The 26564-nt window shown below is 52.2% G+C and carries 35 protein-coding genes and 1 pseudogene; 30 read left to right on the forward strand and 6 right to left on the reverse strand.

Annotated elements, in window-relative coordinates:
* The first annotated feature begins 462 nt into the window (after positions 1-462).
* The 4 genes from OGY18_RS23835 to OGY18_RS23850 are packed head-to-tail and all read left to right on the forward strand — an operon-like array spanning position 463 to position 2496.
* The gene (locus OGY18_RS23835) at positions 463-732 is read left to right on the forward strand and encodes a hypothetical protein (protein ID WP_053389733.1); all 270 of its coding nucleotides are present in this window, start codon (positions 463-465) and stop codon (positions 730-732) included.
* A gap of 51 nt (positions 733-783) precedes the next feature.
* Positions 784-1170, forward strand: coding sequence for a hypothetical protein (locus tag OGY18_RS23840; RefSeq protein ID WP_053389734.1), 387 nt, complete (start codon positions 784-786; stop codon positions 1168-1170).
* An 11-nt stretch (positions 1171-1181) separates the two neighbouring features.
* Positions 1182-1715, forward strand: a complete 534-nt coding sequence (locus OGY18_RS23845) for a hypothetical protein (protein ID WP_069325153.1) — start codon at positions 1182-1184, stop codon at positions 1713-1715.
* A 4-nt stretch (positions 1716-1719) separates the two neighbouring features.
* On the forward strand, positions 1720-2496 hold the full coding sequence (locus tag OGY18_RS23850; protein ID WP_053389736.1) for a site-specific integrase: 777 nt from the start codon (positions 1720-1722) through the stop codon (positions 2494-2496).
* Positions 2497-2589: 93 nt separating this feature from the next.
* Here the strand turns inward: OGY18_RS23850 and OGY18_RS23855 are convergent, their stop codons facing one another.
* Both OGY18_RS23855 and OGY18_RS23860 read right to left on the reverse strand, forming a co-directional pair.
* On the reverse strand, positions 2590-2874 hold the full coding sequence (locus tag OGY18_RS23855; RefSeq protein WP_053389737.1) for a ribbon-helix-helix protein, CopG family: 285 nt from the start codon (positions 2872-2874) through the stop codon (positions 2590-2592).
* Positions 2875-2921: 47 nt separating this feature from the next.
* Positions 2922-3575 (reverse strand): AAA family ATPase, encoded by a 654-nt coding sequence (locus OGY18_RS23860; RefSeq protein WP_048227675.1) that lies wholly within the window; start codon positions 3573-3575, stop codon positions 2922-2924.
* 277 nt (positions 3576-3852) lie between these two features.
* Between OGY18_RS23860 and parM the strand changes: the two genes are divergently transcribed.
* A complete protein-coding gene (gene parM, locus OGY18_RS23865; protein WP_048227674.1) occupies positions 3853-4824 on the forward strand; it encodes a plasmid segregation protein ParM domain-containing protein in 972 nt (323 codons plus the stop codon).
* Between the two features lie 70 nt (positions 4825-4894).
* Positions 4895-5218, forward strand: coding sequence for a plasmid partitioning/stability family protein (locus OGY18_RS23870; RefSeq protein ID WP_232926361.1), 324 nt, complete (start codon positions 4895-4897; stop codon positions 5216-5218).
* Positions 5219-5221: 3 nt separating this feature from the next.
* Here OGY18_RS23870 and OGY18_RS23875 read toward each other — a convergent pair whose 3' ends face one another.
* Positions 5222-6493, reverse strand: coding sequence for a Y-family DNA polymerase (locus tag OGY18_RS23875; protein WP_053389739.1), 1272 nt, complete (start codon positions 6491-6493; stop codon positions 5222-5224).
* Positions 6493-6921: a translesion error-prone DNA polymerase V autoproteolytic subunit gene (umuD, locus tag OGY18_RS23880; RefSeq protein WP_048227699.1), complete on the reverse strand. Its 429-nt coding sequence runs from the start codon at positions 6919-6921 to the stop codon at positions 6493-6495. The genes OGY18_RS23875 and umuD overlap by 1 nt, the downstream gene beginning before the upstream one ends.
* 454 nt (positions 6922-7375) lie before the next feature.
* Between umuD and OGY18_RS23885 the strand changes: the two genes are divergently transcribed.
* The 19 genes and pseudogenes from OGY18_RS23885 (at position 7376) to OGY18_RS23975 (ending at position 19668) form a co-directional block, all read left to right on the forward strand.
* Positions 7376-8119, forward strand: coding sequence for a hypothetical protein (locus OGY18_RS23885; RefSeq protein WP_053389740.1), 744 nt, complete (start codon positions 7376-7378; stop codon positions 8117-8119).
* Between the two features lie 354 nt (positions 8120-8473).
* The gene (locus tag OGY18_RS23890) at positions 8474-8935 is read left to right on the forward strand and encodes a hypothetical protein (RefSeq protein ID WP_072206635.1); all 462 of its coding nucleotides are present in this window, start codon (positions 8474-8476) and stop codon (positions 8933-8935) included.
* Positions 8935-9273: a hypothetical protein gene (locus OGY18_RS23895; protein ID WP_053389741.1), complete on the forward strand. Its 339-nt coding sequence runs from the start codon at positions 8935-8937 to the stop codon at positions 9271-9273. The genes OGY18_RS23890 and OGY18_RS23895 overlap by 1 nt, the downstream gene beginning before the upstream one ends.
* Positions 9274-9636: 363 nt before the next feature.
* On the forward strand, positions 9637-10416 hold the full coding sequence (locus OGY18_RS23900; protein WP_053389742.1) for a YubG family protein: 780 nt from the start codon (positions 9637-9639) through the stop codon (positions 10414-10416).
* Between the two features lie 407 nt (positions 10417-10823).
* Positions 10824-11333, forward strand: coding sequence for an antirestriction protein ArdA (locus OGY18_RS23905; RefSeq protein ID WP_053389743.1), 510 nt, complete (start codon positions 10824-10826; stop codon positions 11331-11333).
* Between the two features lie 42 nt (positions 11334-11375).
* On the forward strand, positions 11376-11564 hold the full coding sequence (locus tag OGY18_RS23910; RefSeq protein WP_048227667.1) for a hypothetical protein: 189 nt from the start codon (positions 11376-11378) through the stop codon (positions 11562-11564).
* Positions 11565-11579: 15 nt separating this feature from the next.
* Complete coding sequence (locus OGY18_RS23915) at positions 11580-11732, forward strand: hypothetical protein (RefSeq protein WP_153754024.1); 153 nt, start codon at positions 11580-11582, stop codon at positions 11730-11732.
* Positions 11726-12196, forward strand: a complete 471-nt coding sequence (locus OGY18_RS23920) for a hypothetical protein (protein ID WP_286554617.1) — start codon at positions 11726-11728, stop codon at positions 12194-12196. Before OGY18_RS23915 ends, OGY18_RS23920 begins: the two co-directional genes overlap by 7 nt.
* 218 nt (positions 12197-12414) lie before the next feature.
* Positions 12415-12747 carry a DUF905 family protein gene (locus OGY18_RS23925; RefSeq protein ID WP_077223967.1) on the forward strand — a complete coding sequence of 111 codons (333 nt, stop codon included), beginning with the start codon at positions 12415-12417 and terminating at the stop codon, positions 12745-12747.
* Positions 12748-12814: 67 nt separating this feature from the next.
* Complete coding sequence (locus OGY18_RS23930) at positions 12815-14803, forward strand: ParB/RepB/Spo0J family partition protein (protein WP_069325151.1); 1989 nt, start codon at positions 12815-12817, stop codon at positions 14801-14803.
* A 43-nt stretch (positions 14804-14846) separates the two neighbouring features.
* Positions 14847-15272 (forward strand): conjugation system SOS inhibitor PsiB, encoded by a 426-nt coding sequence (gene psiB, locus OGY18_RS23935; protein WP_053389746.1) that lies wholly within the window; start codon positions 14847-14849, stop codon positions 15270-15272.
* Complete coding sequence (locus OGY18_RS23940) at positions 15269-16003, forward strand: plasmid SOS inhibition protein A (protein WP_048227664.1); 735 nt, start codon at positions 15269-15271, stop codon at positions 16001-16003. Before psiB ends, OGY18_RS23940 begins: the two co-directional genes overlap by 4 nt.
* Positions 16000-16236 carry a hypothetical protein gene (locus OGY18_RS23945; RefSeq protein WP_048227663.1) on the forward strand — a complete coding sequence of 79 codons (237 nt, stop codon included), beginning with the start codon at positions 16000-16002 and terminating at the stop codon, positions 16234-16236. The genes OGY18_RS23940 and OGY18_RS23945 overlap by 4 nt, the downstream gene beginning before the upstream one ends.
* Before the next feature lie 173 nt (positions 16237-16409).
* Positions 16410-16559: pseudogene (locus tag OGY18_RS23950) on the forward strand (DUF5431 family protein); the annotation flags it as partial.
* Positions 16501-16626 carry a type I toxin-antitoxin system Hok family toxin gene (locus tag OGY18_RS23955; RefSeq protein WP_228719026.1) on the forward strand — a complete coding sequence of 42 codons (126 nt, stop codon included), beginning with the start codon at positions 16501-16503 and terminating at the stop codon, positions 16624-16626. The pseudogene OGY18_RS23950 and the gene OGY18_RS23955, both read left to right, overlap by 59 nt.
* 906 nt (positions 16627-17532) lie before the next feature.
* Positions 17533-17889, forward strand: coding sequence for a hypothetical protein (locus OGY18_RS23960; protein ID WP_040231230.1), 357 nt, complete (start codon positions 17533-17535; stop codon positions 17887-17889).
* 42 nt (positions 17890-17931) lie between these two features.
* Positions 17932-18750 (forward strand): N-6 DNA methylase, encoded by an 819-nt coding sequence (locus OGY18_RS23965; protein ID WP_053389747.1) that lies wholly within the window; start codon positions 17932-17934, stop codon positions 18748-18750.
* A 79-nt stretch (positions 18751-18829) separates the two neighbouring features.
* Positions 18830-19321, forward strand: coding sequence for an antirestriction protein (locus OGY18_RS23970; RefSeq protein WP_053389748.1), 492 nt, complete (start codon positions 18830-18832; stop codon positions 19319-19321).
* A 44-nt stretch (positions 19322-19365) separates the two neighbouring features.
* Positions 19366-19668, forward strand: a complete 303-nt coding sequence (locus tag OGY18_RS23975) for a DUF957 domain-containing protein (RefSeq protein ID WP_053389749.1) — start codon at positions 19366-19368, stop codon at positions 19666-19668.
* Here the strand turns inward: OGY18_RS23975 and OGY18_RS23980 are convergent.
* The gene (locus OGY18_RS23980) at positions 19665-19922 is read right to left on the reverse strand and encodes a helix-turn-helix domain-containing protein (protein ID WP_053389750.1); all 258 of its coding nucleotides are present in this window, start codon (positions 19920-19922) and stop codon (positions 19665-19667) included. The two genes, OGY18_RS23975 and OGY18_RS23980, sit on opposite strands and share 4 nt — an antisense overlap.
* A 755-nt stretch (positions 19923-20677) precedes the next feature.
* On the opposite strand from OGY18_RS23980, the gene OGY18_RS23985 reads away from it, so the two are divergent.
* The 3 genes from OGY18_RS23985 (at position 20678) to OGY18_RS23995 (ending at position 22689) form a co-directional block, all read left to right on the forward strand.
* The gene (locus OGY18_RS23985) at positions 20678-20824 is read left to right on the forward strand and encodes a hypothetical protein (protein ID WP_048227658.1); all 147 of its coding nucleotides are present in this window, start codon (positions 20678-20680) and stop codon (positions 20822-20824) included.
* Positions 20825-20878: 54 nt separating this feature from the next.
* The gene (locus OGY18_RS23990; RefSeq protein ID WP_069325150.1) at positions 20879-21448 is read left to right on the forward strand and encodes a DUF5983 family protein; all 570 of its coding nucleotides are present in this window, start codon (positions 20879-20881) and stop codon (positions 21446-21448) included.
* Positions 21449-21855: 407 nt separating this feature from the next.
* A complete protein-coding gene (locus OGY18_RS23995) occupies positions 21856-22689 on the forward strand; it encodes a DUF932 domain-containing protein (protein WP_053389752.1) in 834 nt (277 codons plus the stop codon).
* A 162-nt stretch (positions 22690-22851) separates the two neighbouring features.
* Here OGY18_RS23995 and OGY18_RS24000 read toward each other — a convergent pair whose 3' ends face one another.
* Complete coding sequence (locus tag OGY18_RS24000; RefSeq protein ID WP_069325148.1) at positions 22852-23175, reverse strand: hypothetical protein; 324 nt, start codon at positions 23173-23175, stop codon at positions 22852-22854.
* 243 nt (positions 23176-23418) lie between these two features.
* Here OGY18_RS24000 and mobA point away from each other — a divergent pair, with 243 nt between their 5' ends.
* Together mobA and OGY18_RS24010 are read left to right on the forward strand one after the other, a co-directional pair.
* Complete coding sequence (gene mobA / locus OGY18_RS24005) at positions 23419-23754, forward strand: plasmid mobilization protein MobA (RefSeq protein ID WP_048227655.1); 336 nt, start codon at positions 23419-23421, stop codon at positions 23752-23754.
* Positions 23755-23775: 21 nt separating this feature from the next.
* Positions 23776-26475 carry a relaxase/mobilization nuclease domain-containing protein gene (locus OGY18_RS24010; protein ID WP_048227654.1) on the forward strand — a complete coding sequence of 900 codons (2700 nt, stop codon included), beginning with the start codon at positions 23776-23778 and terminating at the stop codon, positions 26473-26475.
* Positions 26476-26564 lie beyond the last annotated feature (89 nt).

The raw sequence follows: 26564 nt of genomic DNA on the forward strand, positions 1-26564 counted from the left end.
ATATTCTTTACGGGTTTCCCACCGTGCAGATCCGAAAATTGTCTGTTCCGGATCTTCTTTCCTCCCACCGGCGCGCAGCGGCGCAGAAACACAACATGTGCCATGCCATCAGCTGCGTTTTCTTCTATATGTTGTGTTTATCCCCTTCCCCGTGATCCGTCGCGCAGGGGCAGATATTGCCGCTTTGCTTATTTCGTGTGCGTGGTACACTTCCGGAAACTGTTAAATACGCAATAAATCGGATCACACCGAAACGGCCATCCGGTAATTTAACGGCGTGGCTATATGCCTGCTCATTATCCTCTTATAAATGATGACGGCAGGGGAAAATCATCCGGGTGACAGACGCAGGGTTGTGCGCAGACAGATCTGCCGCCCGTAATAATTACTCTGAGTGACTATTTTATGTGTAAACGATGTACTGCTGGTCGAACTGGTAACAGGACATTACTGGAAATAAGAATGGCTCTTGGTATCCCAAACAGCACTCCATTATGGATTAGGGATTTAGAATATCCGGTTAATCCGCGTTACCTGGTGAATTCATACGGTTTTGTTATTGCTATCCAGGAGCCAGACTGCGAATTCTGGCATCTAAGAGAGTTAAGCGACGTTTCTGATGTCAAGGATGGTTGTCTTCCCGATAAGGGGGAATTTGATGAAAAGCTGGCTGATGTTGGTGACACAATGCTGTATGACATTCGGCCTGACTTCTGGGCAAGCTTCAGATAGAAGCATTAACAGAGGGTAAGGCGGGATTTCTCAATAATAAAGGAACACTGGATGGAAAAGTTTAAGTTTGATCTGGAGACATTTGTTACCGACACGGAAGAGCAGGATTTCAGTCTTGACCAGCAGACGCTGAATGAACTGGCTGCCATGCGTCCACTTTACCCCGAACTGGCCCACTGGACCCGCTTTGCGTTTTTTGTGGCCTGGGGGGCTTACTCGCAGGACATTTACGCCATCAGTTGGGTGTACTGGCTGACCCGGAAGCGGGATGAGGGTTTTCTGGCCTACTGCTATGCCTGCCAGCGCTGGCCGGCGTTTGATTTTGGCGGGACTGGGCTGTATGACGACGATATTCAGGAACTGGCAGCGCAACATCCCTGGAATTGTTCTCCGCTGCCGCCGGCTCCCGGTTGGTTACCCGCCGCATATAAACTATAACGAGGAGCAACATGACAGTGTCAACATGGGATGGAATGGCTCTTGCCGATATTCCTGCTGATTATTTTGACGAACCTTTTGAAACGTGGACGGGTAAACTGCCGGTCCTGGTGCTTGCGTCGACTCGGACAGTACCGGTCAGCACCAACCGTCAGTGGCGGCTGGCCTCCGCATCCTGTGGCGGACACCGGGAGGATATCTTCCCTGCGGCGGTGCTGCAGCTGGATATCTGTCAGGAAATGGCCGGCGTGGTCAGGGGGATCGCCGATTCTGCTTTTACTGATGAGTATCTGGGGTATTTTGAGTCACTGCCTGAAGCAGAACGCCGGTCCATACTGTCTGATTATTCCCGGTATCTGGGAGCGGCAGGTCTCACATGCAGTGAAGATAATCTGTCGCTGTTCAGCCAGGATTTATATCCTCTGGACGCGACCCCCGCGAACCTGCACAGGCTGTCTTCTTCTGCCAGTGAGGCGGAGCTTGAACGTTGCCGCGACGGCCTGGTGATGTTTATTATCGGCCCTTCAGATTTTCCGGGGTGTTAAAGCAATGAGTCATCTCATGCCGGTCACTCAAACCAATGTTCCTGCAGCACAGCTACCTGTGGCCATCGATTACCCGGCGGCTCTGGCCCTGCGTCAGATGGCGATCGTCCAGGACGAACTGCCGAAGTATCTGCTGGCGCCGGAAGTAAGCGCCCTACTCCATTATGTCCCCGATCTGCACCGCAAGATGTTGCTGGCCACGCTGTGGAATACCGGCGCGCGCATTAACGAAGCGCTGGCGCTGACCCGGAGTGATTTTTCGCTGGCGCCACCCTACCCGTTTGTGCAGCTGGCCACCCTGAAACAGCGGGCAGAAAAGGCGGCCAGAACAGCAGGAAGAATGCCTGCTGGCAGCCAGGCTCATCGCCTGGTGCCGCTGTCAGATAAACAGTACGTCAGTCAGCTGGAGATGATGGTGGCCACGCTGAAAATTCCCCTCGAGCGCCGAAATAAACGTACTGGCAGAACAGAGAAAGCACGCATCTGGGAAATTACGGACCGCACCGTCAGAACCTGGCTGAGTGAAGCGGTTGAATCCGCTGCGGCCGACGGTGTGACATTCTCGGTAGCGGTGACTCCACATACTTTTCGGCATTCCTATGCCATGCATATGCTGTACAACGGTATTCCGCTGAAGGTGCTGCAGAGTCTGATGGGGCATAAGAGTATCAGTTCAACGGAGGTCTACACGAAGGTGTTTGCACTCGATGTGGCGGCACGGCACCGGGTACAGTTTCAGATGTCCGGGGCTGAGGCTGTTGCGATGATAAAAAAAATCTAAGATAGCAGTAAGATTCAGAAAAGATTGATTTGATGTTGTTTTAATATTAAAACAACATCAAATTGAAATTGCTTTCATTGTGTTTTAATGTTTTTAGTCGCTGATTTTCTTCTTGCCAGCAATTTGCAAACCATAGTCCAGTATGTTTATGCATGACATATTAATGAAAGCAGCGCGCGATTGCCCGTTCTCTGCAGCTGCTTCATCTATACGCTTAATCAGTTCAGGGTCCATCGTGATTGTGATCTGCTGTTTTTTACCTTTAACAACTCCCTTCGACGCGGGGAGTTTTGCATCGGGGGCTGAGTTTATGAAGTTTTCTACTGCCTCATTATTTGAAACAGATTGCTGGTTTTTGGGTTTTTTTTGGAGCGCCATTTCATATCACCTATACATTACTTTAATATTATTTTGATTGCATTTAACTATTCAAATAGTGTTGATATGAGAGTATCTAGCTCTTGCACTGCAATCTTTTCATGCGAACGTAATTTCAGTTCACTCACGGTCCTTCCACTGCCTGCAGCATTGGCGTAGACTTTTCTTTGATAGATGACTTTGTCGAGGATTGGGATGTCCTCTTTGTACTCTTCCATCATTTCCAGCATATCTCTGTTGTAGGAGGATCTGGCTTGAGTATCTGCTTTGTTCAAAAGCGAATAGCAGACCAACCCATCTCTTATGCTCCGCGCTTCTTTGATTAGTTCGGCGTTGGCATCCATAGCCCAAGCTTCGAAACTTCCCGGTGCTGAAGGGACTAAAAGGACGTCTGTGATTGTCAGAGCTGCCCTCATAGCAGTGGAGTCTCGGCCCCCACATTCGATGATGATATCGTCAAAGTTATCTTTCTGTTGTAAAACCTGGCTCCTTAATACCGGACCTTCAGGGTAATGCGAGCAAGCAATACCTGGCTCAACACCGTCCTCTGAACGAACCAAAATAGCTGTTTGCGACGAACCCTGTTTATCACCATCGACTAACCAAACTTTTTTCCCCTGAAGGGCTCTTTTTACGGCAATGTTGACCGCGAGCGTAGACTTACCTACGCCACCTTTTGTGTTAGCTATCGTAAGTATCATTGCAATCCCTTTTTAATATTAAAACAATATCATGATGATAGTTTTTTTGGCTGTCATGTCAACCGATAGCGATGCTTTTTGGTGAAAGTTACCTCAACTCAGTATGATATTAAAGTAATATTAAAATAATGTGTTTTCGATGTTCAAATGATTTGATTATGAGTTTGTTTTGATATTATCATGTTCGAAGGGACTCAAAGTGAGTAGTTGCACTGCCGTGAGAATAATTGTTAATACTCACTTTGAGTGTTATCGATATCTGGGCTAAGGAATGACAATGAATATTTTCTGTGACGACGGATCAACAAACGTAAAACTTGCCTGGTATGCCGGGAAAAAGCTGCAGACGTCAGTATCTGCGAACTCGTTCCGTACCGGCTGGAAGGTAGAGGGGCTGGGAAATCGACAGACTTTTAACTATGAGCTCGATGGCAAGAAGTACACCTATGATGAAGTCAGCAATCAGTCCATCCTGACGACTCATATTGAGTATCAGTACACGGATGTGAATGTTCTGGCTGTACATCATGCATTACTTAACAGCGGGCTGAAGCCACAGGCTGTTTCACTGACGGTGACACTGCCTATCAGTGAGTTCTATACAAAAGAATGCCAGAAGAATGAGCTCAACATTCAGCGCAAGATCGACAACCTTATGCGGCCGGTAAAACTGAATAAAGGTGAGACGTTCAGTATTGAACACGTTGAAGTTATGCCGGAATCCCTGCCTGCCGTGTTTACCCGTCTGGTAAAAGACAGTGTCGGGCCTTACGAGAAATCGCTGGTAATCGACCTTGGCGGGACGACTCTAGATGTTGGCGTCATTGTCGGGCAGTTTGATGCGGTCAGTGCCATTCATGGTAATTCGGATATTGGTGTGTCAATGGTCACTCAGAGTGCCCTCAGTGCGCTTCGTATGGCTTCAAGTGATACCAGTGCCATGGTGGCTGATGAATTGATAAAACACCGCCACGATATGGATTTTGTCCGTCAGGTGATTAATGACGAGAGCAAAATCCCACTGGTGATGGATACCATTGAAAGCGCAATCGCCAGTCTGGGGGCTCGGGTGGTGGATGACCTTGCCGATTTCCGTCATGTAAACCGGGTTTATATTGTCGGTGGTGGTGCACCGCTTATCGAAACGGCAGTCCAGGCGGCATGGCAACATCTGGGCCCGAAAGTGGTTATGATGGCCTCTCCACAGACCGCACTGGTAGAAGCGATCGCCGTATTTAAAGGGGAGTAATGAAGTGAGTGAGGAACGGAAAAAATTCACGTTATATCTGCATCCTGAGAAGGATGCAGACAGACAGGCTCTGGAAGTCATTGAAGCCGTTCCCCGTTCTACCCGGGGCGAGTTGTTCCGGAATGCGTTTATTTCCGGAATGGCTCTGCAGCAACTGGATCCTAGATTACCCGCGCTTCTGGCCGCGATGCTGAACAAGGAGTTTACAGCTGACCAGTTGACCGGGCTGCTCAGCCAGACCACCGGATGGAAACCTACGCAGGCTGATATTCGCTCAGTGCTTCAGGAACTGGGAGCTGGGCAGTTTACCCCTGCAATCAAGCCCGAAGTCGTAGAGGATGATGAGCAGCAGCGACTGGAAGAAGCCCGAGAAAAAATGAAGAGCTTTCTCTGATACTCAAATTGAGGCGCACGGTATATCAGTCCATTTAGTTGTGTATGCCGGCGACAGCATTTCTCTTTTCATCTGCCAGTCCGGCGCTATTCCGCGCCCAGCAAACCATACCCTCCCGAGCCCTGAATGGTTTATGCCATCCAGGGCTTTCATTAGCTCCTCGCTACATTCCCGCGGCTTAACGTCATCGAAAAGATTTAACTGTGCTACTCCCGTAGGGGTGAAGTCATTCAGCATTACTCCAGCCTTTGCATATCGATGCCCGTCGAGCCAGATACAGTCCAGGGCTTTTACTGAGGCATTAATGATGTCTCGGGTGTCGCGTGTAGGCACTAGAAGCTTTTCACTGGCCACGTTGCCGTAATAAGCTTCGTTGACTGCGAAAGGGGAGGTTTTGATAAAGACCGATATGTGCCGGCAGAACTGATGTTCTCCCCGCAATTTTTCAGCCGCGCGTTCGGCGTACTGGCAGATAGCCTGTCGCAACGCTTCGTAAGTCGTGATGCGCTCTCCGAATGATCGGCTGCAGACAATCTGCTGCTTTGCGGGCGGTGCCTCTTCAAGAGATATACAGGCCTCACCGTTCAGCTCGCGTACTGTCCGCTCCAGCACCACGGTAAAGTTCTTGCGTACAAAGGCAGGGTTCATGCGCGCCAGCTGCAGCGCAGTTGTCACGCCGTATGTATTCAGCTTTTTGCCTATGCGGCGACCAACCCCCCAGATTTCCTCCACTGGCTGCAGTGAGAGCAGTTTCTCTGTCCTACGGAGATTGCCAGTAGTCAGGGCCAGCACGCCCCCAAATTGCGGCCACTCCTTAGAAGCCCATTGTGCTGATTTTGCTAAAGTTTTTGTCGGTCCCATCCCGACACCAATTGTCAGTCCGGTTCCTCTTAGGACGTGCTCGCGCAGCTGCCGTCCGAAATCTTCAAAGTCAGTACAGCCATCGATGCCGCGAATATCCAGGAACATTTCGTCGATACTATACTGCTCAACGCGGGGCGCCAATTCTTCCAGATGTGCCATGACCCGGTTGCTCAGACTTGCGTACAGCTCATAATTACTGGAAAACGTTAGGACTTTCTCCGGGAACTGCATTGCTTTTAGCTGAAACCAGGGGATCCCCATTTTGATTCCAAGCCGCTTCGCTTCCTTAGATCTGGCTATAACACAACCATCGTTATTGCTAAGAACAACCACTGGTCTATCACGTAAGTCAGGACGAAAGACCTTCTCACAACTCGCATAAAAGCTGTTCACATCAGCCAGGGCGAACATCAATCATGTCCCCGGGTTTTGTGCACAAATGCCGTCACGACACCGAAGATCTGCAGGTTCTCCGGGTCTGGCCATAGAGTTGGGTAGGCTGGGTTCATCGCCTGCAGTCCAGGCCGTGGCCTCAGCAGCAATCTCTTAACCGTGAACTCTCCCTCTATCTCAGCTATGACGATGTCTCCGTGCTGAGCCTGTTCGGCTTTATCGACGATCATCAAGTCGCCCGAATGCAGGCCGATGTCGGTCATCGAGTTGCCGATAGCTCGTACAAAGTAGGTTGAGCTGGGCCGCGATATACAGTACTGGTTCAGGTCTAATTCGGCCTCCACGTAGTCCTGGGCCGGTGAGGGAAACCCAGCCTGGCAGCGATCGCTATAGAGAGGGATGGGCGTCAACTCTGGATTGCTGTCAGCACGTATAAACTCAAACATAACCACCTCAAATAACACTGTTTGCATATACAGTATTATTGCCTTATTGAAGACACTTTCAAGTATTGATTTTTTGCTGCCTTTAACCCTCTGTAGTTCCTGGAAAAACTCCACCGGTGATGTGGTACCTTGCACTCGTTGAGAGCTGGGTTACTTATCCACAGAATCGGGGGATAACGATGTGGGTATATCCAATGAAGTCACTTTGCTGCTCTATTGCAGTCAGATTATCTCCAGCCATCGCTTAAACAGTTGCACCGTGCCGGCAAAAATAAAGTCGCCTGCTGCTGCACCCGTTCGCACTCCCTCTGGTCGCTTGCGCTGCGGCTTTGCCTCCGGAACTTGATTTTTGCCTGATGGCACGTTGCCGCCTGTCGCTTATGGCGGGAGATATCCTCCCGTACGTAAAAGCTACGGCAGAAGAAGCCCGGTAAATCAAACGAAGGAGTACCCTATGAATCTTTATATGACTCTTGCACCAACCCGCAGCCGTCAGATCCTGTCAGAAAACAACTGGCCGTCGTCAGTCGTTGTCCAGCCTGATGCAAACTGTTATTGCTTCACTATTTCGGGCCATGTCACTACCGAATCTATTATGGCGATGCTGCCGGCGATTGCTTCACGTGGCCATCTTGATACCCGTGCGGTCCATGGCCTGCAGCAGATGTGCAGTGATCTCAACCTGTGTGCAAGCGTCAGCGGCGAAATCCTGAAAGGTGATCCTTGTGTTCGGGTTGATTTTGAGGAGGCGAACCCGATCTGTATTGGCCTGACTGAAGCGATTGAAGCCGATTTGATGGTCCTGTGCCGTCAGATCTTCATTGATGCCGGCATTATTAACGACATGACCGGAGCCCAGTATGAAGGGATTAATATTTTTGAGCGCCAGACACGCCACTTCTGGGTTTTTGGTGAAGCGTGGAATGATATGCCGCCGCTGATGCGCCCGGATGCTGAACAACAGCAACTATGGCTGACAGAAATTTTTCACCACGGGGCCGCAGTTGTTGCCGTTGGCCTCGCGATTTACCGTGATTTTGATATGGTCCGCGAAGGTGACCGCAGCGCCGGCATTTGCATTATTCGTCCGGGAGCGCCAGTACGCCATTGGCTACCGCTGAAAGCGCTTCATGCTCTGGCTGACGAGGTACGCCAGCGTATCATCCACGATCGGGAATTAACCTCCAGCTTTTCCTGAAGACGTCCCCGGGAAACCGGGGCTCATCATCTCTCCCCAGCCATCCACTGCCGGTATTGAACCGGCAGCGTCTGGTTATCCCATCTTCAGGCATGGGTGCGCCGTGCCTTCACTATAGCCCGACTGTGGTGAATGCAAGGGAAGCTGCGCCGCCAGCTGCACCCGGCCGCCTGTGATTTAACGTCTTATCGTCGTTCCTTCCGTCGGTTTTCCGCTCAATTTTCACGGAAAACCCGTTCGGAACGCCTCTGCTATTACCGGCTACCGGCCTTGCTGGCGCCCTTGCATTAACCACTGATCGTCGGGCTGTCGTGTCGGCACGGCGCAGATGGGTGCCGGGTTAAGGAGGGAAATATGTTTAAGCTGACGTGTATTACGCTGGATGATGGCCAGCATGCGGTGTTTCTCAATGGCCACTGTCTGGCCAGTGACGATGTAAGTGGCCATAAGTTTTCCCTGGGGGAGATCCTTGAGCGTCTGTCCCGGCTACCAGGCGTTCAGACCGAAATGGTGAAATGGCCGGTACCGCCAGGAGACTGGGAGTGGTTTGATGTGGCCAACGCAGTTTTCCCGACACCTGGTCTGTGGCGTCGTGAAATGACTGTATCGGGGATGATTGCCAGATTGCAGCAACATCCTCTGGATGCACTTTGTACAGGGACGTTCTGGCTGGCCGACGATTTCCTTTCGCTCGATAACACGCTGGACAACGAGACGATTGAGGCTGCGATGGCACTCGCTGATGAATGCCATGATGCCAATATCGGTTTCAACTGGGATCACCTGCAGTGGGCGATTGAAGAGGCAAAGAAATAATGAATACCTGGTTGATTGGCGTCGATATCGAAGTTTCTGATCTTGAGTTTCCGGCATATTTCCTGATCCAGGCGGAGAGTCTGGCGCTGGCGGAAGCCGGGGTTGTTTATATGGGGAGAACCTGGTGGCAGGAATGCCTGGAAGAGAGTGATGGCTGCCGATGGGCTTATCGTTCCGGAAAGTCGGTCTGGTTTAACAGCATCACACTGCTTGATGATGTTGAAAGTTCTATCCTGCAGGAGCTTAAATTCCTGGATGCCTGGGTTGTTACCGGTGATCTGACAAGCCCGCGGGTTCAGAATCAGTTCAACGAACACTGGGACGAATTCACCCGCTAACCGTGGCCGGGCTGCATTGTCAGCCCGCCAAATCAGCCATAAGGATGTCGTGGACTCCGCTTTTTATGCCGCGCCGGTGTCGCGGCGGGTGTCAACGCCGTGCCTCCACTATAGCCCGACTGCGGTTAATGCAAGGGACATGGCCGGGCCATCTCCACCATCGCCCGGTCGCAGTAAATTTTTTATGTTTTTCAACGTTCTTCCCGTCGTTCTCTCGCTCAGGTTTCGCTCGATAACCGTCCAGACCGTTTCTGCTTTTATCTGCGCTGCGGCCTCCGGTTCCGCCCTTGCATTTCCCGCGGATCGTCGGGCTGTCGTATCGGCACGGCGAAGCAGTCGCCGCGTCGAGACAAGGAGAAAACTATGACCACCGCTTATCGCTTTATGCACCGTCACACCCGTAACACGCTGGTTGCCCGTGGCTGGCCAGCCACGATGGATATCGATACCAGCCTGAATTATTCGCGTGGGGAAGGCGTCGCTTTCTATGGCCAACTGGGGGCGTCCGATCTGCTGCGCCTGTTGCCTGAAATTGCGCTGCGTGGCCTGATGCCGGATAGCGCACTGAATGAACTGCTGCCATTAGTTGGCGGGAGCGATCTGATTGTTCGTCTTTACCGCAACTCGCTGGGCCACCGCAAAGCCCACGCTGGCACGATTTCGCTGGAATACGATAACTGTCCTGCCGGGATGTCGGTAAAACAAATCCTGTGCCTCCTGAAAGCCCTGCGAGACGAAATCAACCATGTCTGTAGCTGTGTCGCCGCTGCCGGATACCGCCTGACAGAAGCCCTGCGTCCTGCTGCTGATCCTCTGGTGTTTACCCGCCGGACGCGCAACTTCACGCTCTCCGTGATTGAAGTGGAAGCCGGAAGCGATGATACCGAGTGGGATAACGACACTCTCGACGCGCGCCTGAAAGCCGTCCTCGACGGGCAGGAAACGTTTCGTCGCCTCCAGATCCGTCTCGAATGTCGCGGTCGCGTTGTTGGTGTCACGGACGTACCGTTCGCGCTGCGTCACCCGGACAGCCCATCACGCGTATGGTTTGAGCGCCGCTGGTTACGTGATGCGGTCAGCGAGGCCCGCGTCGAAATTGACGCGATGATGCGGTCATTCTCCGGAATCCGGATTGCTGCGTGACCGACGGGCGGGGCAGATTGCCCCGCAGTTCTGAACAGGAATCGGATGTCGCGCTGCTCCGCTATACCAGCGCGACCTCCACGCTGTTACGGGCGCGCGCGGGATGAGATTTCGTGCGGTCTGCGGCTAACGCCGTGCCTTCACTTTAGCCCGACCGCTGCGTATGCAAGGCACGTGGCTGGCGCCACCTCCACCGTCACCCGGTCGCAGTTATTTTTGATGATTATCGGCGTTCTTCCCGTTGTTTTTCTGCTCAAAAATTCGCAGAAAAACCGTCCAGACCGCCTCTGCTTTATCTGCGCTGCGGCCTCCGCTTCCGACCTTGCATCCTCCGCTTTTCGTCGGGCTGTCGTGTCGGCACGGCGTAAGCCGGTACTCAGATAACCTGGACTATGGAGGGAACACCCATGAACACTATCAGCACCACCACCCCGGCGGTATACGTTGGCACTTATCACAAATACAACTGTGGCAGCCTGGCCGGAAAATGGTTTGATTTGACCGATTTCGACGAGAAAGAAGACTTTCTGGAAGCCTGTCACGCGCTCCACGCGAATGAGCATGACCCGGAACTGATGTTTCAGGACTGGGAAGGCATTCCTTCTCAGTTTGCCTCTGAAAGCTCTGTGGACTGGGATTTCATCGATGCCTACAAACAGGCGAAGGATGTAGGTAAGGACGCGGCATTTATCGCGTGGGCCGAATACAGCGGCGAATGCGACTTTGACGCGTTCGAAGACGCCTACTATGGCGAGGCCGTGAGCGAAGAAGATTTTGCTGTGGACTACGTGAACGAACACAGCCTGCTGGCGGCTATCCCTGAGAGCCTGCGCGGCTACTTTGACTATGACGCGTTTGCCCGTGATTTGTTTATCGACACTTTCAACTTCATTGATGGCTATGTTTTTCGTCGCTAATTCTGATAAGGCAGGGGAAACCCTGCCGGAAAAAGGTTCCCTATGAAAATGACACCTGAAACACGCAAAATTCTGAAACACTACAAAACTCTGGTTAACGAACGCCGCAGGGAATTAGGCCTCAGACCCATAACGACGCCAATGCTCCTTGACGATATTTGTGATTTGTTGACTCGTCGCGAGCAACTATTTATCGGCGGCCAGTTTATCCAGCAAAAAGTTAAATATTAGTCCCGGAGGCGGCCAATGAGCCGCCTGTTCGCGCGCGGGAAAACCCTGTCATCCCTGCGGGATGACGGCAGGGGAAAGCGCCTGCGGCGCATTCCCTCCGCCGGTGAAGCCGGTGATGAATCAGTTCTGAAATCTGCTTTTCCTGCTGTCGTTTCTGAAACATGCTGACCTGCGTGGGCGTGGGCGTGGGCGTGGGCGTGGGCGTGGGCGTGGGCGTGGGCGTGGGCGTGGGCGTGGGCGTGGGCGTGGGCGTGGGCGTGGGCGTGGGCGTGGGCCAGAACCATAACCAGAACGATAAAAACCGGGGCTTTCAGATACTTTTTTTCCACGGGCTGGTTGACCCGGGCGACTTCCCTTCGGGAACCGGGGCTGTCATGCTTCGCACCGAGCCAGCTGCGCTGTCTCTGCCCGGCCCTCCGGTAAACCTTCGGGCAGCGGGTTTCCATCCCAGGCTGTCGCAACGTCAAAGGCTGGCTTGCAGCGACCGTTCCGGTCGCGCCGCCCTGTCGCGCCGTTCCTGCGCTCGATGCACCCCGTTCCGGGGTGTAAGGGGCAACGTTGTTGACGTTGCCGTCTCTCTCCCGCCACTTCCTCTGCGTTCATTCCCTGCTGAGTGCCTTTCCGGTCGCTGATACCGCCACAACCCGTCTTGCTGGCCAGGACCGCCGGGGCTTTATCAGCAAATTTTTTCCGGACGAGCCGGAATAAATTTCCCGCTAATCCTGGACAGCTTCACCGGGCCGTGCCCGTTACGCTCTCGCGGAAAGGTCCTCCGCAGAGTGTGAAAACACCAGAAAGAGGACGGCAGGAGAGGCTTTGCCTCTGAAAACCAGACCAGAGGGGTTTTGTGATGTGCAAATCGTTGAAGGATTTTCTGAATCAGCCTGAGTCATTACGGCAGCCTACGGCTGAGGATCATGCGCTGGCGGCGCTGCTGAATGGCGAAGTCGTCAATGCTCCTGCGCCACTGCTTCCGTTGGGCGCTTTTACACGCGAAGACGCGAAAAACGTGTCTGCGTATTACTCCAATGTGACGTTAGAAAACGACCAGTCATCGCATTTTCAGTTAGTTATGCGTGACGAACATGAGCAGTTGATTGAACGGGTCTGGAATTTCCAGCCGGATGCCGGACAGGTACTGAACGGCTACCTGAAAAGTCACGGCAGGGCAGTACAGCAGTAAACGAAAGGTGTTCTGCGGAGATGCACCTCCGCAGAACGCGACAATCATTAAAATGGAGGAAATAACGATGTCAGTAGCAAATGTTAAAGCAAAATCAGCCAAAAAGGCCAATCCGAAGAATAAAGTTATCAGCGCAGAACTGAAAAGTGCGCTTGATTCCGCTGTTATCACATACGTTCCGCTGTCCGATCTTATTAAATCTCCGCTGAACGTGCGTACCATCCCTTACACCGCTGACAGTGTTAAACGTCTGGCTAACTCGATTGAAAACCTCGGGCTTCTGCATAACCTCGTGGTTCACATGCTGCCGGAGGGCAAATCCGGAGTTGCTGCAGGTGGTAGACGTCTCACCGCACTGAATCTGTTGTGCGAGACGGGACGTATTGGTGCCGATTATCAGGTTCCGGTTAAGTGTGTCAGTGACGAGTTGGCTGTTGAAGCGTCTTACGCTGAAAACAATGAACTGGAGGCGATGCACCCTGCCGAGCAAATTATGGCCTTTGGTAAGCTGGCGGCGCAGGGCAAAACCGCTGCGCAGATTGGTGATGGTCTGGGCTATGGTTCCCGCCATGTTCAGCGCATGTTGAAACTGGCAAACCTTGCCCCAGCACTGCTGGATAAGCTCGCACAGGATGAAATCACTGTTGAGCAGTGTCAGGCTCTGTGCCTCGAATCCAGTCAGGAACGTCAGGTTCAGGTGTTTGACAGCGTCTACGCGCAGTGGGGATCTGTTCAGGCTCATTTACTTAAACGTGCGATCACAGAAACCGAAATTTCTGTTACCAGTTCAGCCTTTCTCTTTGTGGGTCGTGAAGCATATGAAACCGCTGGCGGTGTGGTTCGTGAAGATTTGTTTTCCAAGGAAGAGGGGGCTGGAACGGCTGACAGCGTACTGGTTCAGCGCCTTGTACAGGAAAAACTGGACACGATTGCACTGCAACACGAACTGAGCGAGGGCTGGTCGTGGAGTATGGGGCGTCCGGAAGCGGTAGGTCGTTATGGTCAGGACGGGCAAGACTACCTGCTGCTGGAAAAACCAGAAACCGTCTATACCGATGAAGAACAGGCGCGTCTGGATGAACTGAAAGAGAAATTTAATACGTTTGACAGTGCCTGTGATGAAGCTGACGAGCTTGATGCCGAAATCTGTCGTATGCAGGAAGAAGCAGGACAACGTGCCTGGACGGATGGGATTAAAGCCTCTGCGGGTGTTGTGGTCAGCTACCAGTATGGCGAACTGGTCATTCAGCGCGGTGTCTGCCGTATTGAAGACCTTCCGACAAAAGAGAACGGAGAAACGGAAAGTGGGGAGGATCCTGTACCTGCGGTGACTTCGATCAAAAAAGATATCACCGAAGGGGTTACCGCGCCGCAACTGCTGAAAATGTCGTCTGAAAGGACGCTTGCTGTTCAGGCAGCGTTGATGAACCAACCAACCAAAGCCGTGGCGCTGCTGGCATGGCGTATGTGTGCTGAGGTCTTTACGGGGCGTGGAGAGCAGGATAATCCATTTGGTGTTCGCGTGACTGTCGGTCATTACTCACAGACCATGAATGCGCCGTCGGGCAAGGAGGGTAAAGCATATACCGCAATCCGGACCGAAGGTGAGCGTCTTGAGGCGCTTTTACCAGAGGGCTGGCGACAGGATTTAACCTCGTTCTTCTCGCTGGATGGTGGTGTGCTCATGTCTCTTATGGCGTTTTGTACGGCCTGTTCCGTTGACGGTGTTCAGACTCGCGATAACGGTCATACCTCCCGAAGCAAACTTGACGCGCTGGAGACTGCGATCGATTTCAACTTTCGCGACTGGTGGCATCCAACCAAAGACGGATATTTCAAAGGCGTTAAGCATGACCAGATTGTCGAATCCCTGAAAGAGGCTGGAATGGAAGGGGCAGCGTCCGATGCGGCGAAGATGAAGAAGGGCGATGCTGCCGAGCTTGCCGAAGATCGTCTGAAAGACAGTTGCTGGGTTCCTGCGTGGTTATGCGCTCCGCAGCCGAAAGCGATTGAAGAAAACCAGACTGAAACTGACCACTCGGCATTAGCCGCCTGATATGGAGAGCCGCCCCGATGGGGCGGCAATAAGGAGATACCCTATGAGTATTCATCATTCCCGTCTTGCCGCGATGACCGCCGAAGAGTTTGAAGCCCATCGAGCAGCGGGTTTTCAGTATCGCAGTGAACTCACTAATGCCGTCATGAATTCCTTCGCGCTTCCTGACAAATGGGACATGAACGGAGAATTTCGCAGTGAGTTCGGCGGCTTGTTTCCGGTTCAGATTCGCTTTACCCCCGAACATGAGCGCTTTGAAGTGGTGGTATGCAGCCCTGGTGAAATCAGTGATTACTGGCTTGTGCTGATTTCCATGTCTCAGGGAGAGCGTCTGGCCTGTGTTCACCAGTCCTCGTTCTTCGATGCCAGTGAAATCAGCCGCATTTTGTGCCAGATCAGTGGCCTTCACTGGGATGGATACGGACTATGCGACATCATGTCTATTCTGAAAGAGGAGATACCAGCATGAGCATTCCACGCCATCTCTCTCTTGTGACGCAACTGCCAGAACGTGAAGCTGCACTCCGTGCCATTATGCACGTTGAGGAAACAACCCAGAAGGACAGGCGGTTCGGTAATCCGCCGCACCCTTATGCCCGGGCCTTTTTCCGGTTCCTGTGTGGGAGCAGCAAAATTAGCGGTCGCGCCATTAACCAGGTACGCGGCGTGTACTGGTACAAGGACGACAAAGTCCCGCTCGCTCAGTATGAGGAAGCATTTGATACTCTGATTCGCTCGCGGGGTCGGCATTGTTATTCACCGCTTGATACCTCGATGGTGACATCGCTGTTTCCGGAGCAGGCGTTCAGTGTGGGAGAGCGTCAGGCAAGCCGTTACCAGCGTGAAGATGATCTATACAGCCGTCAGGAGGCACGCCGAGAAAGAGAGCGGGAAGAGAAGTATGACAATCTGACCGGGCAGGCCGAAATTGACCTGGCATTTCACACACCGGAGACTATCCGCACCTGGTATGCCCACTGGTCACAACAGGATATCCGGGACTACGATCTGGAAAAAATGCTGTGGGCGTGGACAGAACGTTGTCCGTCACTGGCATCTCTGGTTCGCGGGTATAACCTGTCGGCGCTGGAGGTTGTGCTGGATGTTCACGACGTTGCGGGAGCCAGTTCGCCTGAAGAACGCGAGCTTGAACGCTGGATGGTACCGAACAAGATCACTCTTCGGGAGGTCTGGCCGTGAGAAAACGAAACCCGTTCCGCGAGGAACTGAAACTCGCACGCAGTCAGCGTAAGAAGCTGCAGACCATCGTCGACAAACTGAATGATATGTCTGCCGAATGGGCCGACTGGCATGGCGGACTGGAGACAGATTTTTATCTGTTGGCTGAGGCGGTATACCCGCAACTTGCCGTGCTGGATGAGCAGATTACTGAGTGGGCCAGAGGGGAGGGCGATCCCCGGGAAGACGGATAAGCAGGATAAATTAAGACAGTTAGCTGCCTATTCCTGGGCAGAAAGAGGGATGAACGGTATAATGGCGGTGGCGCTTGAGGCTTTTTGCCTCAGGATGTTCCGGTGGTTTGTACCTGTGTCGTGAGGCAGAAAGACAAAAGCCCCAGTTAATTTTCATTAACCGAGGCCCCTGCATGAATCGACACCATCAGGATAGCCTCTTAGATGCCGTAAGGCAAGGAGAAGAAGGCCATGAAACTGCCGCGAAGTCCCGTTATCTGGTGTGTGCTTATAGTGTGTTTAACACTGCTGGCATTCACATACCTGACCCGAAAATCGCTTTGCGAAATCAGGCTGAAGGACGGAGAACGGGAGGTCGCTGCAATACTGGCTTACGAATCCGCTAAGTAGCTAACCCCGGCGGGGGGAAACCCCCGCCATTCAGGGTATCGGATGTTGTCGGACCATTGCCGCAAGCGCTTTTAGAAGGGCTTCCCTGTTCGCAGGGAGGCCCTTTTCCCTGTCTGGCCTGGCATGAACAACCTGCTGCAGGGCGCCCAGCTGGAAGGGCGGGGGAGAGGCGCTGCGCGCCTCCCATCCTCCCCTCCGTTTATGTCCTCATTATGGTCATTTAGTCGTCTTCCGCTTTCTTCCTGCCGTCTGTTTCTCTTTACTCACTTCTGTACCACTTTCCCTGATAGCTGTGCCATTTTCTCCCGGATTTTTGCTGTTTCAAACCAGAAAGGCGAAGAACCCGACCACCTTCGGCTCCCCGTCGCGCCAGCGCGCCAGGTCGTCAGGCCACACTCCGCCAGGGCAGCTGCTTAACGCACCCGCCAGGCTCCGCCGAACCCCTGCGGGTTTCGGGCTATTCGCTAGTGTCCGATGGAGAAGGTCAACCCCACGCTTGCTGCGGCCGTTCCGGCCACGCCGCTCTCACCATCCCGTCGCCGGCGACGGGATTCTGCAGGGCAACATCGCTACGCTGCCGCGTATCGCCGTTGCGGCGGGTCCCGGCTCGTCTTCTCCGTTGTGCGTTCTCCCTTTGAGATCCTCCTCCTGGGTGCTGAATCACGCCACAGTCCTCCTTGTCATCCAGGGCCGCTGCCGCTCTCCAGCGAAAACTTTTTCCAGGTAAAAACTTTGCGCTTCCGCCCCGGATTCCGGCGTCGGCCGGTGGCGTGCTGCACCTGCGGCGAAGGTTCTCAAACGGGTGAAGTGAAACAACCCGGGAAACTTCAGCAGGTTCCCGCAAAACGTCAAAACCGCGGCTCCCGTAACTCAACGGGTGATGTGATTAAAAGAAAGGAGATCCTTATGCACGTATATCAGACCGAACCGACCCACACGCTGGACATGAACGCGACCGCCGAGGCCGAGCGCGCCTACTGGCTGACCCGCGAAAAAGCGGCTGTCACTGCACCCGTCGAAATCGACGTGTACAAGTTCCATGACGCGGCAGGGATGATGCCGCCAATGAACTGGCGTAGCGACACCGCGCAGGACACTGAAACGTTCATGATGCAGGAAATGTATTGCGGGAACGTGACTGATATTTTCGTGCGCTGCGGCAAGCGTTATTTCCGTCTGCGTGATTACAGCCACCTGAATCACGCCGTCATTGTGGCGAAGGTCAAAGCGACCTTCATTCCTGAAAGCCAGAAAACACACTGATACACGGAGCCGCCCCTGAAGGGGCGGCAAGCAGGGGGAACTATGTCACAACTGAGTTTTGCAGAATTTTTCAACCAGGCGCGTGAGTCTGACAACGTTATTCCAATTGTTCCGGTTTCCAAAAAGAAGCCGATTATCGGATTGATGCACGTGGATGCAGCACGTAAGCAGTTTATCCGCCTGTTTAACGATACCGCGCGTTATATGCGCCGCTGGGATGTGTTCTGCGATTTCATCACGCTTTCTGCCAGTGAGCTGGATCTGGCGCGGATTCTTACACCGGAGAATATCGAGCGTAGCCGCAAAGTCTGCGAGCGCTACGAGGCCGCAGATATTCAGAAAATGCATGATCTTTTCATCCTGATGGTGTGCGCGCTCGATGCCAAATTTCATGATTTTCTCGGCGCGATTTTCATGGAGCTGGAGCTGGGATCTAATGGCATGGGGCAATACTTCACGCCGTATTCCGTTCAGTCGATGATGGCACGAATGATGATGCCCGGCGTGAAAGAGTCGATCCGCCGCGAGGGTTTTGTCACCGTCAGTGACCCTGCGAGCGGCGCGGCGGGGATGATTATCGCCTATGCCGAATGCCTGTTAGATGCCGGATATGACCATTCGAATCACATGTTCGGAAGCTGTATCGATATTGACCCGATCGCCGCCGATATGGCGTTTGTTCAGCTTTCGTTACTGGGTATCCCGGCGGAAGTTATCACAGGCAACACGCTGACAATGAACCTGCATCGTGCGCGGTATACCCCGGTTTATTACTGGAACGACTTTAAAAACAAGCTGGAGTTCCAGAGACGCATGAAAGCAATGAAGGACTTTATGTACGGCCTCGATATTGCCGCCTGACGTATAGCGTTTGCAGCTGCCGTTCCGGCAGCGCCACTTAAACTGGCCGCCACTGGCGGCCACTAAGGAAAGCCGAATAATGATGACTTCCACAATGATTGCCCCGACTGCCAGCATTGAAATCACTGACCCGCGCCAGCGTCTGGCCTTTATTCCTGAATTATTCTTCACGCCGCAGGGCGACCAGCTGGTCGCCTCCTGGTTACAGGTACATAGCCAGTATGACGGAGGTTTCTGGCGTTACTTTGCCGTTCCGCGTGGTATCAGCGGTCGAATTGACGGATGGACTGAGGACTGTATTACCCGACCGACCGGGTATCTGGTACCGCCGGAAGGGGTGTATCACGTGACCATGCCGGGAAATTACTTCGATGCTGAGGTTTCAGCGGAGGCCGCCGGGATCATTGCGACACTGATGTCCCTCAATCGTCTGAACTGGCAGGTCTATGAAATGGGGGAGCGCATGGCGAAAGTCTGCCAGGGGCTTGTCGATCGTCAGGACGCGCTGAAGGACTATATCAGCATCATCAAACACCCGGAACGCGATCTGATTTACCGGGCCATTGACTGAAAAATCAGGCCCGGCGATTGCCGGGCCACACCGAAAGAGGACGTATGAGCAAACCCCACAAACTGGAAATCCTGCTGGCGTGGCTGGAGGATAACGTGGCGATGGGCACAGAGATAATTTTTGATGAAGGGATCGATTCGGGTGATGTGCTTCCGGCAGTTCGCGCGGCGGTTGAACTGCTGAATATGCCCAAAGCGGTCAGTCATCCGCCGCCATGGGATGCTTACTATACCTGTGAAGCCATTGATTCAGAGGAACTGAGCAAAGATGAAGCGCGAGTCTGGAATATGGCGCAAAAATATGTGCAGGACACGTTGCAGGGGAGGCCCGCAGGGAAGGGCCGTTAATCCGGATGGATCGCATCATCGATCATCGTATTGAGCATTTCACGCATTTTGTCGCCGCTGGTCCGGTTCTGTCTGAATCGGGGCAGCTGGTCCTGTAGTGATAGCGTCACTGTTGCCAGCGCAATGCTACGTTTCAGGCGGGGCGCGTTTTCGTAGTCTTTATAGGTTCGCAGGCTGATATCCAGTTGTTCAGCCGCCTTGTCACGGCTCCAGCCGAGGCCTTTTCTCCAGAGTCGAAGCTCGTAACCTGTCATTATTTATCCTTAAAAAAGTGCAGAAATTGCACTTATTTTATAATGAAATTATGGTTTTTTTGAAGGTTAAAAGGTGCAGAAATTGCACTTTTTTTGATGTTGAAATTGACAGCGAAAAGAGAAAGGAAAATGCGAAAGGTGCGCCCCCTTCGGCTCCCCGTCGCGCCAGCGCGCCGGGTCGTCAGGCCACACTCCGCCGGGCAGCTGCTGACGCACCGGCCAGGCTCCGCCGAACCCGCAAGCGGTTTCGGGCTATTCGCTAGTGTCCGATGTCGAACGGCAACCCCCGCGCTTGCTGCGACCGTTCCGGCCGCGCCGCTTTCACTGGCCGCCGCTGGCGTCCGCTAAGGAAAGCCGGCTTCACCGGCTTCTTCTGCCGTCCTTTTTCCCCTCCGCACGCACGAAAGCCTCTCATTGCTGATGCAGACTGACATCTCCCGTAAGCGTCTGAAAGGGTCGCAGCAGAGCTGCTTAAGGCCTGATTTTTTCCGGTGTGACGCAGAAAAAATAAGTCCTTAACCCTTGCAGCCTCTTTCGGGCGCTGCCGGATCGTCTGCGCAATGAGGGCGTTTCGTTCTGGCCCGGAAGCCGAAGAAAAAAGAGACGGCAGAAGGAGCCGGGGGGGAACAACTGAAGGCTTGCGTCATCGACGCAGAAAGGATTACCGGATCACAGGCAATAAAAAAGCAGAGCGCGAACTCTGCTTCTTCCAGACCAGATGCAACTGGTCCTCATCAAAACCAAAGGAGTTAACTATGATTTTCGACCCGCAAATAGTCGCACAGGCGAAGGCGTTTGTAAACGCCCTGAAGAGTGGCCGCCGCGCGCATGTACCTGCGCTGCGATTTGAATACTGGCAGCAGTTCATGACTACCGTGAACGCCGAGTTGGGCTACATCTGACAGCCGCCGCCCCGCAACGGGGCGGCTTTTGATCGCCATTGCGGAGAATAACCAATGCCAAAATATTATCTACAAAATGCGCCACGCGGCGTAACAGGTATCCGTCTTGAGAACGGCGAGGAGGCCATTTATCTGGATGGTGAATATATTGCAGGCCGCGATCTTCAGGAACGTAATGAGGATGTGATCTCGATAGGTAAGAAAATTGCGGAGAAAATCGGGGTTCCTTTCCAGTTGCTGGAGTGCCCTGTTCCTGGTGATGATGAATGGGCGTGGAACGATATTACGGATTCATTGGGATGGGGGAAAAGTATCATCGCTCCGCGTATGATGCTGCGCCCGGTTATGGAATGTCGAATATCTCATATCACGTTAGAAGATAATTATTTATTGCAGGAATTGACCCAATCAGAGAACGAATGGCCGTGGATTCTGGATACCGATGTCGGGTATCTTCTGCGCCTCGATGCTCCCACACGTCCGCTTCTCCGGCTGAAACGTCTGGGCATTTCACGAACCACACGGGCGTTAATTTATCGGTCTATTAAGCAGGCCAATATTAGCATGATCCATTTCTCATCTGTGGGGGATAATGTGGAAGGTGCGCCAGTATTTGACTGGTAAGTATCAGCCCGGCACGCCCGGGCATAATTCTCCACCTCCGGCGCACGGGCTTGCAGCTGCCGTCCCGACAGCGCCGCCCTGACTGGGGCCACCTGGCGGCCCCAGAAAGGAAACGGGCTTCGCCCGCCGGATAATTCCAGCTTTCACCTTTTGAGTACTTTGCTCACCGCGTGCTGCCTTACCCGTGAAAGACTCTGGCCCGACCCGGAGTCTATGCAAGGGCACATCACTCACCCGTTCGCACTCCCTCTGGTCGCTTGCGCTGCGGCTTCCTGCTGCACCCTTGCATCTCCTCCTTGTAGGTCAGGCCGTTCGCTTTATCACGGGAACGGCCACCCGCGATGGTGAATCATCATCAAAAAGGCGACGGCAGAAGCAATTTTCTAATCATCATGAGGAGAATCACTATGGCCCGTTTAGCATCTCGTTTTGCATCAATGAATGTCATCCGTCGCGAACGTCCACTGACGAACGATGAACTGATGCATGTTGTTCCGAGTATTTTTTCCGAGGACAAACATGATTCCCGTAGCGAACGCTACACGTACATTCCAACGATTACCGTTCTGGAAAAATTGCGCGAAGAAGGTTTCCTGCCGTTCTTTGCTTGCCAGACACGCACCCGTGATGAAGGAAAACGTGGTCACACCAAACATATGATGCGTTTGCGTCGCGCCGGGCAAATTGCAGGTAAAGAGGTTCCGGAAATAATTCTTTTGAATAGCCACGATGGTAGCAGCAGTTATCAGATGATTCCGGGAATGTTCCGCTTCGTCTGCACCAACGGGATGATTTGCGGGCAGACGTTCGGGGAGATCCGTGTCCCGCACAAAGGCGATGTAGTCGAGCAAGTTATAGAAGGTGCATACGAGGTTCTGGGAATTTTTGACGAAATAACAGAGTCACGAGAAATAATGAAAGACACCGCGCTGACACGCGAGGAGCAGGAAATTTTTGCACAGACCGCTCTGGGCTGGCGTTATGATGAAAACTCAGAAGGAAAGCACATCCCTCTGGCACCATCCGATTTGCTCAATGTTCGCCGAAATGAAGATAAATCTAATGATCTTTGGACGACGTATCAGCGTGTTCAGGAGAATATGACAAAGGGTGGTTTACTGGGAAAAACAGCGCAAGGAAAGAGACAGCGTACACGTGCAGTGACCGGAATTGATGGGGATGTAAAACTGAACCGTGCATTGTGGGGAATGGCAGAAATGATGCAAAAGTTGAAGTCATGAATGATGCAATGCGGGAGGAAACTCCCGCTAATTATGGTGCTGGGCGTGACAAACTCAGGTATTGAATCAGTTTTCAGCTAATTACACAGTTCGGAATTATCTAACCACTATCGTGGTAAAATAATGCCTCTCATCAGGTTCCAGTGTTCTCCGTAAAAATTCTTAACTTTCTTGATTCACTGGAGTTTGATTAGAATTTTTAGTCGTTCTGTTACGAGAAAAACCTGCCCCTTTTGTTGTTTTTTTCTGCTTACTTAATATTTCACGAATAGCTTTAACACTTGTCTGGATACCCACACCCTCTAAAGCCGAACGGATATCATCTACAGAATAGCCTTTATGACCAGAAAGCAAAATTATCTGGTCTTGCAGTTTATTCAATACGTCGGATTTGGTAAGACGTTTCTCGGTTAAATCAGGTAGAGAATCTAACGTCATTTTTGCCAGTTCAACGTCTTCCGTTGTGAACCATTTTTTATCTGCCATATCAAATTTTTCCTTTCACATATTGCCGCTATGATTTTCATGTCAATCATACCATTGCCAAATAAAAAGTGGCAGTGTCTCGCACTGCCGATGCCGTCAAATCGCCACTAGGCGAAACAGCCAGCGAAGCGTATAATGGCCGAAAAAACGGGACAGGATGTGCATTTGTAATACCGCGCACGCACGATATTACAAATGCCACCTGGTCAGGGCTCCGCCCCGACACCCGAGTAAGGAGCACACATGAGCGACAAAGTATCCCGAAGAGGAAGTGATAAACGGCAGAAAACCGTTATCAAGACTCTGAGGTTTACCCCTGATGAAATCGAAGAAATTGAAGGGAAAGCGGAAGAGGTTGGACAAAGCGTATCGGCTTACATTCGTAACGCTGCGATGAACAGAAAGGTCATTTCACTCATCGACGACAGCTTTATGACTGAGCTATTGAGGCTGGGAAGACTGCAAAAGCATCTGTTTGTTGAAGGGAAAAGAGTCGGGGATAAAGAATACTCCACGGTCCTTGTAGCAATATCAGAATTGTCCACCACGCTCAGAAAAAAACTTATGAGCAACGACTAGTACGGAGAGAATCAGAACATCATGATCGCAGTTATTCCACCGAAACGACAAGACGGAAAGTCCTCCTTTGGGGATTTGGTGTCTTACGTTTCTGTTCGTGATGAACCGCGCGATGATGATTTGATGGAAGCTGTTAAAGCATCCGGAACAAAACCGGAAATGCCGCACAGCAGTCGCTTTTCTCGTCTTGTTGATTATGCCACGAAACTGCGTGATGAGTCGTTTATCTCGCTTGTTGACGTGATGCCGGACGGCAGTGAATGGGTAAATTTTTACGGCGTGACCTGTTTCCACAACTGTACGTCAATTGAAAGCGCAGCCGAAGAGATGGAGTTCTCGGCCCGTAAAGCGAAGTTCGCCCATAACAAAAGTGATCCTGTATTCCACTATATTCTGAGCTGGCAGTCGCATGAAAGCCCACGTCCAGAACAGATTTATGATTCGGTCAGCCATACGCTTTCTCGCCTAGGATTAGCCGGCCATCAGTTCGTCTCTGCCGTTCACACTGACACGGATAATCTGCATGTTCACATCGCTGTAAACCGCGTTCACCCGGAGACCGGTTATCTTAACCGTCTCGCTTACAGCCAGGAAAAACTGAGTAAGGCCTGCCGTGAGCTGGAGCTTAAGCATGGCTTTTCGCCCGATAATGGGTGCTATGTGATTGCACCTGACAATCGTATTGTTCGTCGTACTTCGATTGAACGTGATCGTCAAAGTGCCTGGAAGCGTGGTCGTATTCAGAGCCTGAGAGAATACATCGCTGACACTGCTATAGCCGGTTTACGGGAAGCACCTGTGACTGACTGGTCTTCTCTCCATCAGCGTTTTGCTAAAGAAGGTTTGTTCCTGTCAGCGGATAACGGCGAGCTGAAAGTGAAGGATGGCTGGGACAGTGAGCGTCCTGGCGTAACGCTTTCGGCATTTGGTCACGCTTTCGATACCGAAAAACTTATTCGTAAACTGGGTGAGTTTACTCCTCCTGCACAGGATATCTTTTCGCAAGTCCAGGCTGTTGGCCGTTACGAACCTGAGAAAATTACAGTGCCGTCGCGTCCTGAACGAATGACAGAGAAAGATACCTTAACTGACTATGCGACCGCACGTTTACGCGCACCGCTGATTGCACTTGATCAGGACCCGTCGCAACGAACTATACAGTCGGTACATACACTCCTCGCAAAGTCGGGTTTGTATCTTAAAGAACAACATGATCGACTGGTTATCTGTGATGGATATGATCCAACGCGCACACCAGTCAGGGCAGAACGGGTATGGCCTGCGCTAACGAAAGCGGTCCTGGACTCGTATAAAGGTGGCTGGAAGCCGGTACCAAAAGACATTTTCCAGCAGGTTCCTCCTGCAGAACAGTTCACTGGTGGCGGTCTGGAAGCAACTCCAGTTTCCGATCGGGAATGGCGAAAATTGCGTACAGGATCGGGTCCACAGGGAGCCCTGAAACGCGAGATTTTCTCCGATAAGGAAAGCCTCTGGGGCTATGCTGTTTCGCACTGCCGTCAGGAGATTGAAACGCTTATAAGCAGTAAACACTTTTCCTGGGAACGCTGTCATGAACAGTTTGCGAAACAAGGGTTGTTGTTAGTTCGTGAGCAGCAGGGGCTGGTTGTGATGGATGCCTATAATCGCGAACAGACTCCTGTTAAGGCAAGTCATGTTCATCCGGATCTTACACTTGCGCGTGCGGAACCTCATGCTGGTTCATTTGTTCCAGTGCCGGCAGACATCTTTGAACGTGTTAAGCCGGTAAGCCGTTACAATCCGGAACTGGCCGTGAGCGATCGCGATATTCCTGGTATGAAACGTGACCCTGAATTGCGTCGCCAGCGCCGTGAAGCGCGCGCAGCTGCAAGAGAAGATCTGAAAGCCCGTTATGCAGCCTGGCGGGCTAACTGGCAGCGTCCGGATTTGCGTGGTCGTGAGCGCTACCAGGCTATACATGATGAATGCCGGATGCGTAAAGCGCGCATCCGTATCGAACATCGAGACCCTCTGGTGAGAAAGCTGTATTACCATATTGTAGAACTGCAGCGTATGCAGGCTCTGATTACACTGAAAGAAGCTATGAAAGCTGAACGCGCTGAACTCATCGGACAGGGAACATGGTATCCGCCGTCTTACCGGCAGTGGGTTGAAGCTGAAGCGGTGAAAGGTGACAAGGCTGCGATATCACAGCTAAGGGGATGGGATTACAAGGATCGTCGTGGTAATGCAGTGAAATCCACTACAGACAGCAGATGTGTTGTTATCTGTGAACCTGGTGGTACGCCGATGTATTCCGGTGTACCTGGCCTACAGGCTTCACTGAAGAAAAATGGTCGCGTCCAGTTCCGGGATCCGGAGACAGGTCGTCACATTTGCACTGACTATGGCGACAGGGTTATTTTCAGAAACACCGGCGATTACGATTCGCTGAAGCGGGATATGGTCAAAGTCGCACCGGTTCTCTTCAGTCGTTCTCCGACCGTCGCGATGGCACCAGAAGGGAATGATGAACAGTTCAATACAGCATTTGCCAAAATGGTGGCATGGCACAATGTGAACCACCGCGATGAAGCTGAATACCATATCGCACGGCCGGATGTAGACCAGCTACGTGTTGAGCATGAGCAACAATTCACAAATGTGTTGAATCAAAGCAGTTATGCTCCGGATGCTCAAGCTTCACATCAGAATACCTGGGAACCACCGACGCCAAGATAAACAGAGTCAGCCTCTGTATTAAAGCTTTTTTTAACTAGTGATATTGTTATTAAAGGATGTTTTAATAACTATCTAGCTTATTAAAAGGA

This window comes from Citrobacter sp. Cpo142 (assembly GCF_030332425.1).
Classification (GTDB): domain Bacteria; phylum Pseudomonadota; class Gammaproteobacteria; order Enterobacterales; family Enterobacteriaceae; genus Citrobacter; species Citrobacter portucalensis.

Bases quoted from the DNA above. Each gene is read 5' to 3' on its own strand.
- OGY18_RS23980 (WP_053389750.1), bottom strand. From the start codon at position 19,922: ATGACAGGTTACGAGCTTCGACTCTGGAGAAAAGGCCTCGGCTGGAGC.
- OGY18_RS23920 (WP_286554617.1), top strand. From the start codon at position 11,726: ATGCTGACCTGCGTGGGCGTGGGCGTGGGCGTGGGCGTGGGCGTGGGC.
- OGY18_RS23845 (WP_069325153.1), top strand. From the start codon at position 1,182: ATGACAGTGTCAACATGGGATGGAATGGCTCTTGCCGATATTCCTGCT.
- OGY18_RS23925 (WP_077223967.1), top strand. From the start codon at position 12,415: ATGTGCAAATCGTTGAAGGATTTTCTGAATCAGCCTGAGTCATTACGG.
- OGY18_RS23840 (WP_053389734.1), top strand. From the start codon at position 784: ATGGAAAAGTTTAAGTTTGATCTGGAGACATTTGTTACCGACACGGAA.
- OGY18_RS23975 (WP_053389749.1), top strand. From the start codon at position 19,366: ATGAGCAAACCCCACAAACTGGAAATCCTGCTGGCGTGGCTGGAGGAT.
- OGY18_RS23875 (WP_053389739.1), bottom strand. From the start codon at position 6,493: ATGTTCGCCCTGGCTGATGTGAACAGCTTTTATGCGAGTTGTGAGAAG.
- OGY18_RS23860 (WP_048227675.1), bottom strand. From the start codon at position 3,575: ATGATACTTACGATAGCTAACACAAAAGGTGGCGTAGGTAAGTCTACG.
- OGY18_RS23940 (WP_048227664.1), top strand. From the start codon at position 15,269: ATGAGCATTCCACGCCATCTCTCTCTTGTGACGCAACTGCCAGAACGT.
- OGY18_RS23890 (WP_072206635.1), top strand. From the start codon at position 8,474: ATGTTTAAGCTGACGTGTATTACGCTGGATGATGGCCAGCATGCGGTG.
- OGY18_RS23930 (WP_069325151.1), top strand. From the start codon at position 12,815: ATGTCAGTAGCAAATGTTAAAGCAAAATCAGCCAAAAAGGCCAATCCG.
- OGY18_RS23855 (WP_053389737.1), bottom strand. From the start codon at position 2,874: ATGGCGCTCCAAAAAAAACCCAAAAACCAGCAATCTGTTTCAAATAAT.
- OGY18_RS23835 (WP_053389733.1), top strand. From the start codon at position 463: ATGGCTCTTGGTATCCCAAACAGCACTCCATTATGGATTAGGGATTTA.
- OGY18_RS23965 (WP_053389747.1), top strand. From the start codon at position 17,932: ATGTCACAACTGAGTTTTGCAGAATTTTTCAACCAGGCGCGTGAGTCT.
- OGY18_RS23970 (WP_053389748.1), top strand. From the start codon at position 18,830: ATGATGACTTCCACAATGATTGCCCCGACTGCCAGCATTGAAATCACT.
- OGY18_RS24000 (WP_069325148.1), bottom strand. From the start codon at position 23,175: ATGGCAGATAAAAAATGGTTCACAACGGAAGACGTTGAACTGGCAAAA.
- OGY18_RS23905 (WP_053389743.1), top strand. From the start codon at position 10,824: ATGAACACTATCAGCACCACCACCCCGGCGGTATACGTTGGCACTTAT.
- OGY18_RS23850 (WP_053389736.1), top strand. From the start codon at position 1,720: ATGAGTCATCTCATGCCGGTCACTCAAACCAATGTTCCTGCAGCACAG.
- OGY18_RS24010 (WP_048227654.1), top strand. From the start codon at position 23,776: ATGATCGCAGTTATTCCACCGAAACGACAAGACGGAAAGTCCTCCTTT.
- OGY18_RS23910 (WP_048227667.1), top strand. From the start codon at position 11,376: ATGAAAATGACACCTGAAACACGCAAAATTCTGAAACACTACAAAACT.
- OGY18_RS23895 (WP_053389741.1), top strand. From the start codon at position 8,935: ATGAATACCTGGTTGATTGGCGTCGATATCGAAGTTTCTGATCTTGAG.
- OGY18_RS23885 (WP_053389740.1), top strand. From the start codon at position 7,376: ATGAATCTTTATATGACTCTTGCACCAACCCGCAGCCGTCAGATCCTG.
- OGY18_RS23915 (WP_153754024.1), top strand. From the start codon at position 11,580: ATGAGCCGCCTGTTCGCGCGCGGGAAAACCCTGTCATCCCTGCGGGAT.
- parM (WP_048227674.1), top strand. From the start codon at position 3,853: ATGAATATTTTCTGTGACGACGGATCAACAAACGTAAAACTTGCCTGG.
- mobA (WP_048227655.1), top strand. From the start codon at position 23,419: ATGAGCGACAAAGTATCCCGAAGAGGAAGTGATAAACGGCAGAAAACC.
- OGY18_RS23990 (WP_069325150.1), top strand. From the start codon at position 20,879: ATGCCAAAATATTATCTACAAAATGCGCCACGCGGCGTAACAGGTATC.
- psiB (WP_053389746.1), top strand. From the start codon at position 14,847: ATGAGTATTCATCATTCCCGTCTTGCCGCGATGACCGCCGAAGAGTTT.
- umuD (WP_048227699.1), bottom strand. From the start codon at position 6,921: ATGTTTGAGTTTATACGTGCTGACAGCAATCCAGAGTTGACGCCCATC.
- OGY18_RS23900 (WP_053389742.1), top strand. From the start codon at position 9,637: ATGACCACCGCTTATCGCTTTATGCACCGTCACACCCGTAACACGCTG.
- OGY18_RS23985 (WP_048227658.1), top strand. From the start codon at position 20,678: ATGATTTTCGACCCGCAAATAGTCGCACAGGCGAAGGCGTTTGTAAAC.
- OGY18_RS23995 (WP_053389752.1), top strand. From the start codon at position 21,856: ATGGCCCGTTTAGCATCTCGTTTTGCATCAATGAATGTCATCCGTCGC.
- OGY18_RS23960 (WP_040231230.1), top strand. From the start codon at position 17,533: ATGCACGTATATCAGACCGAACCGACCCACACGCTGGACATGAACGCG.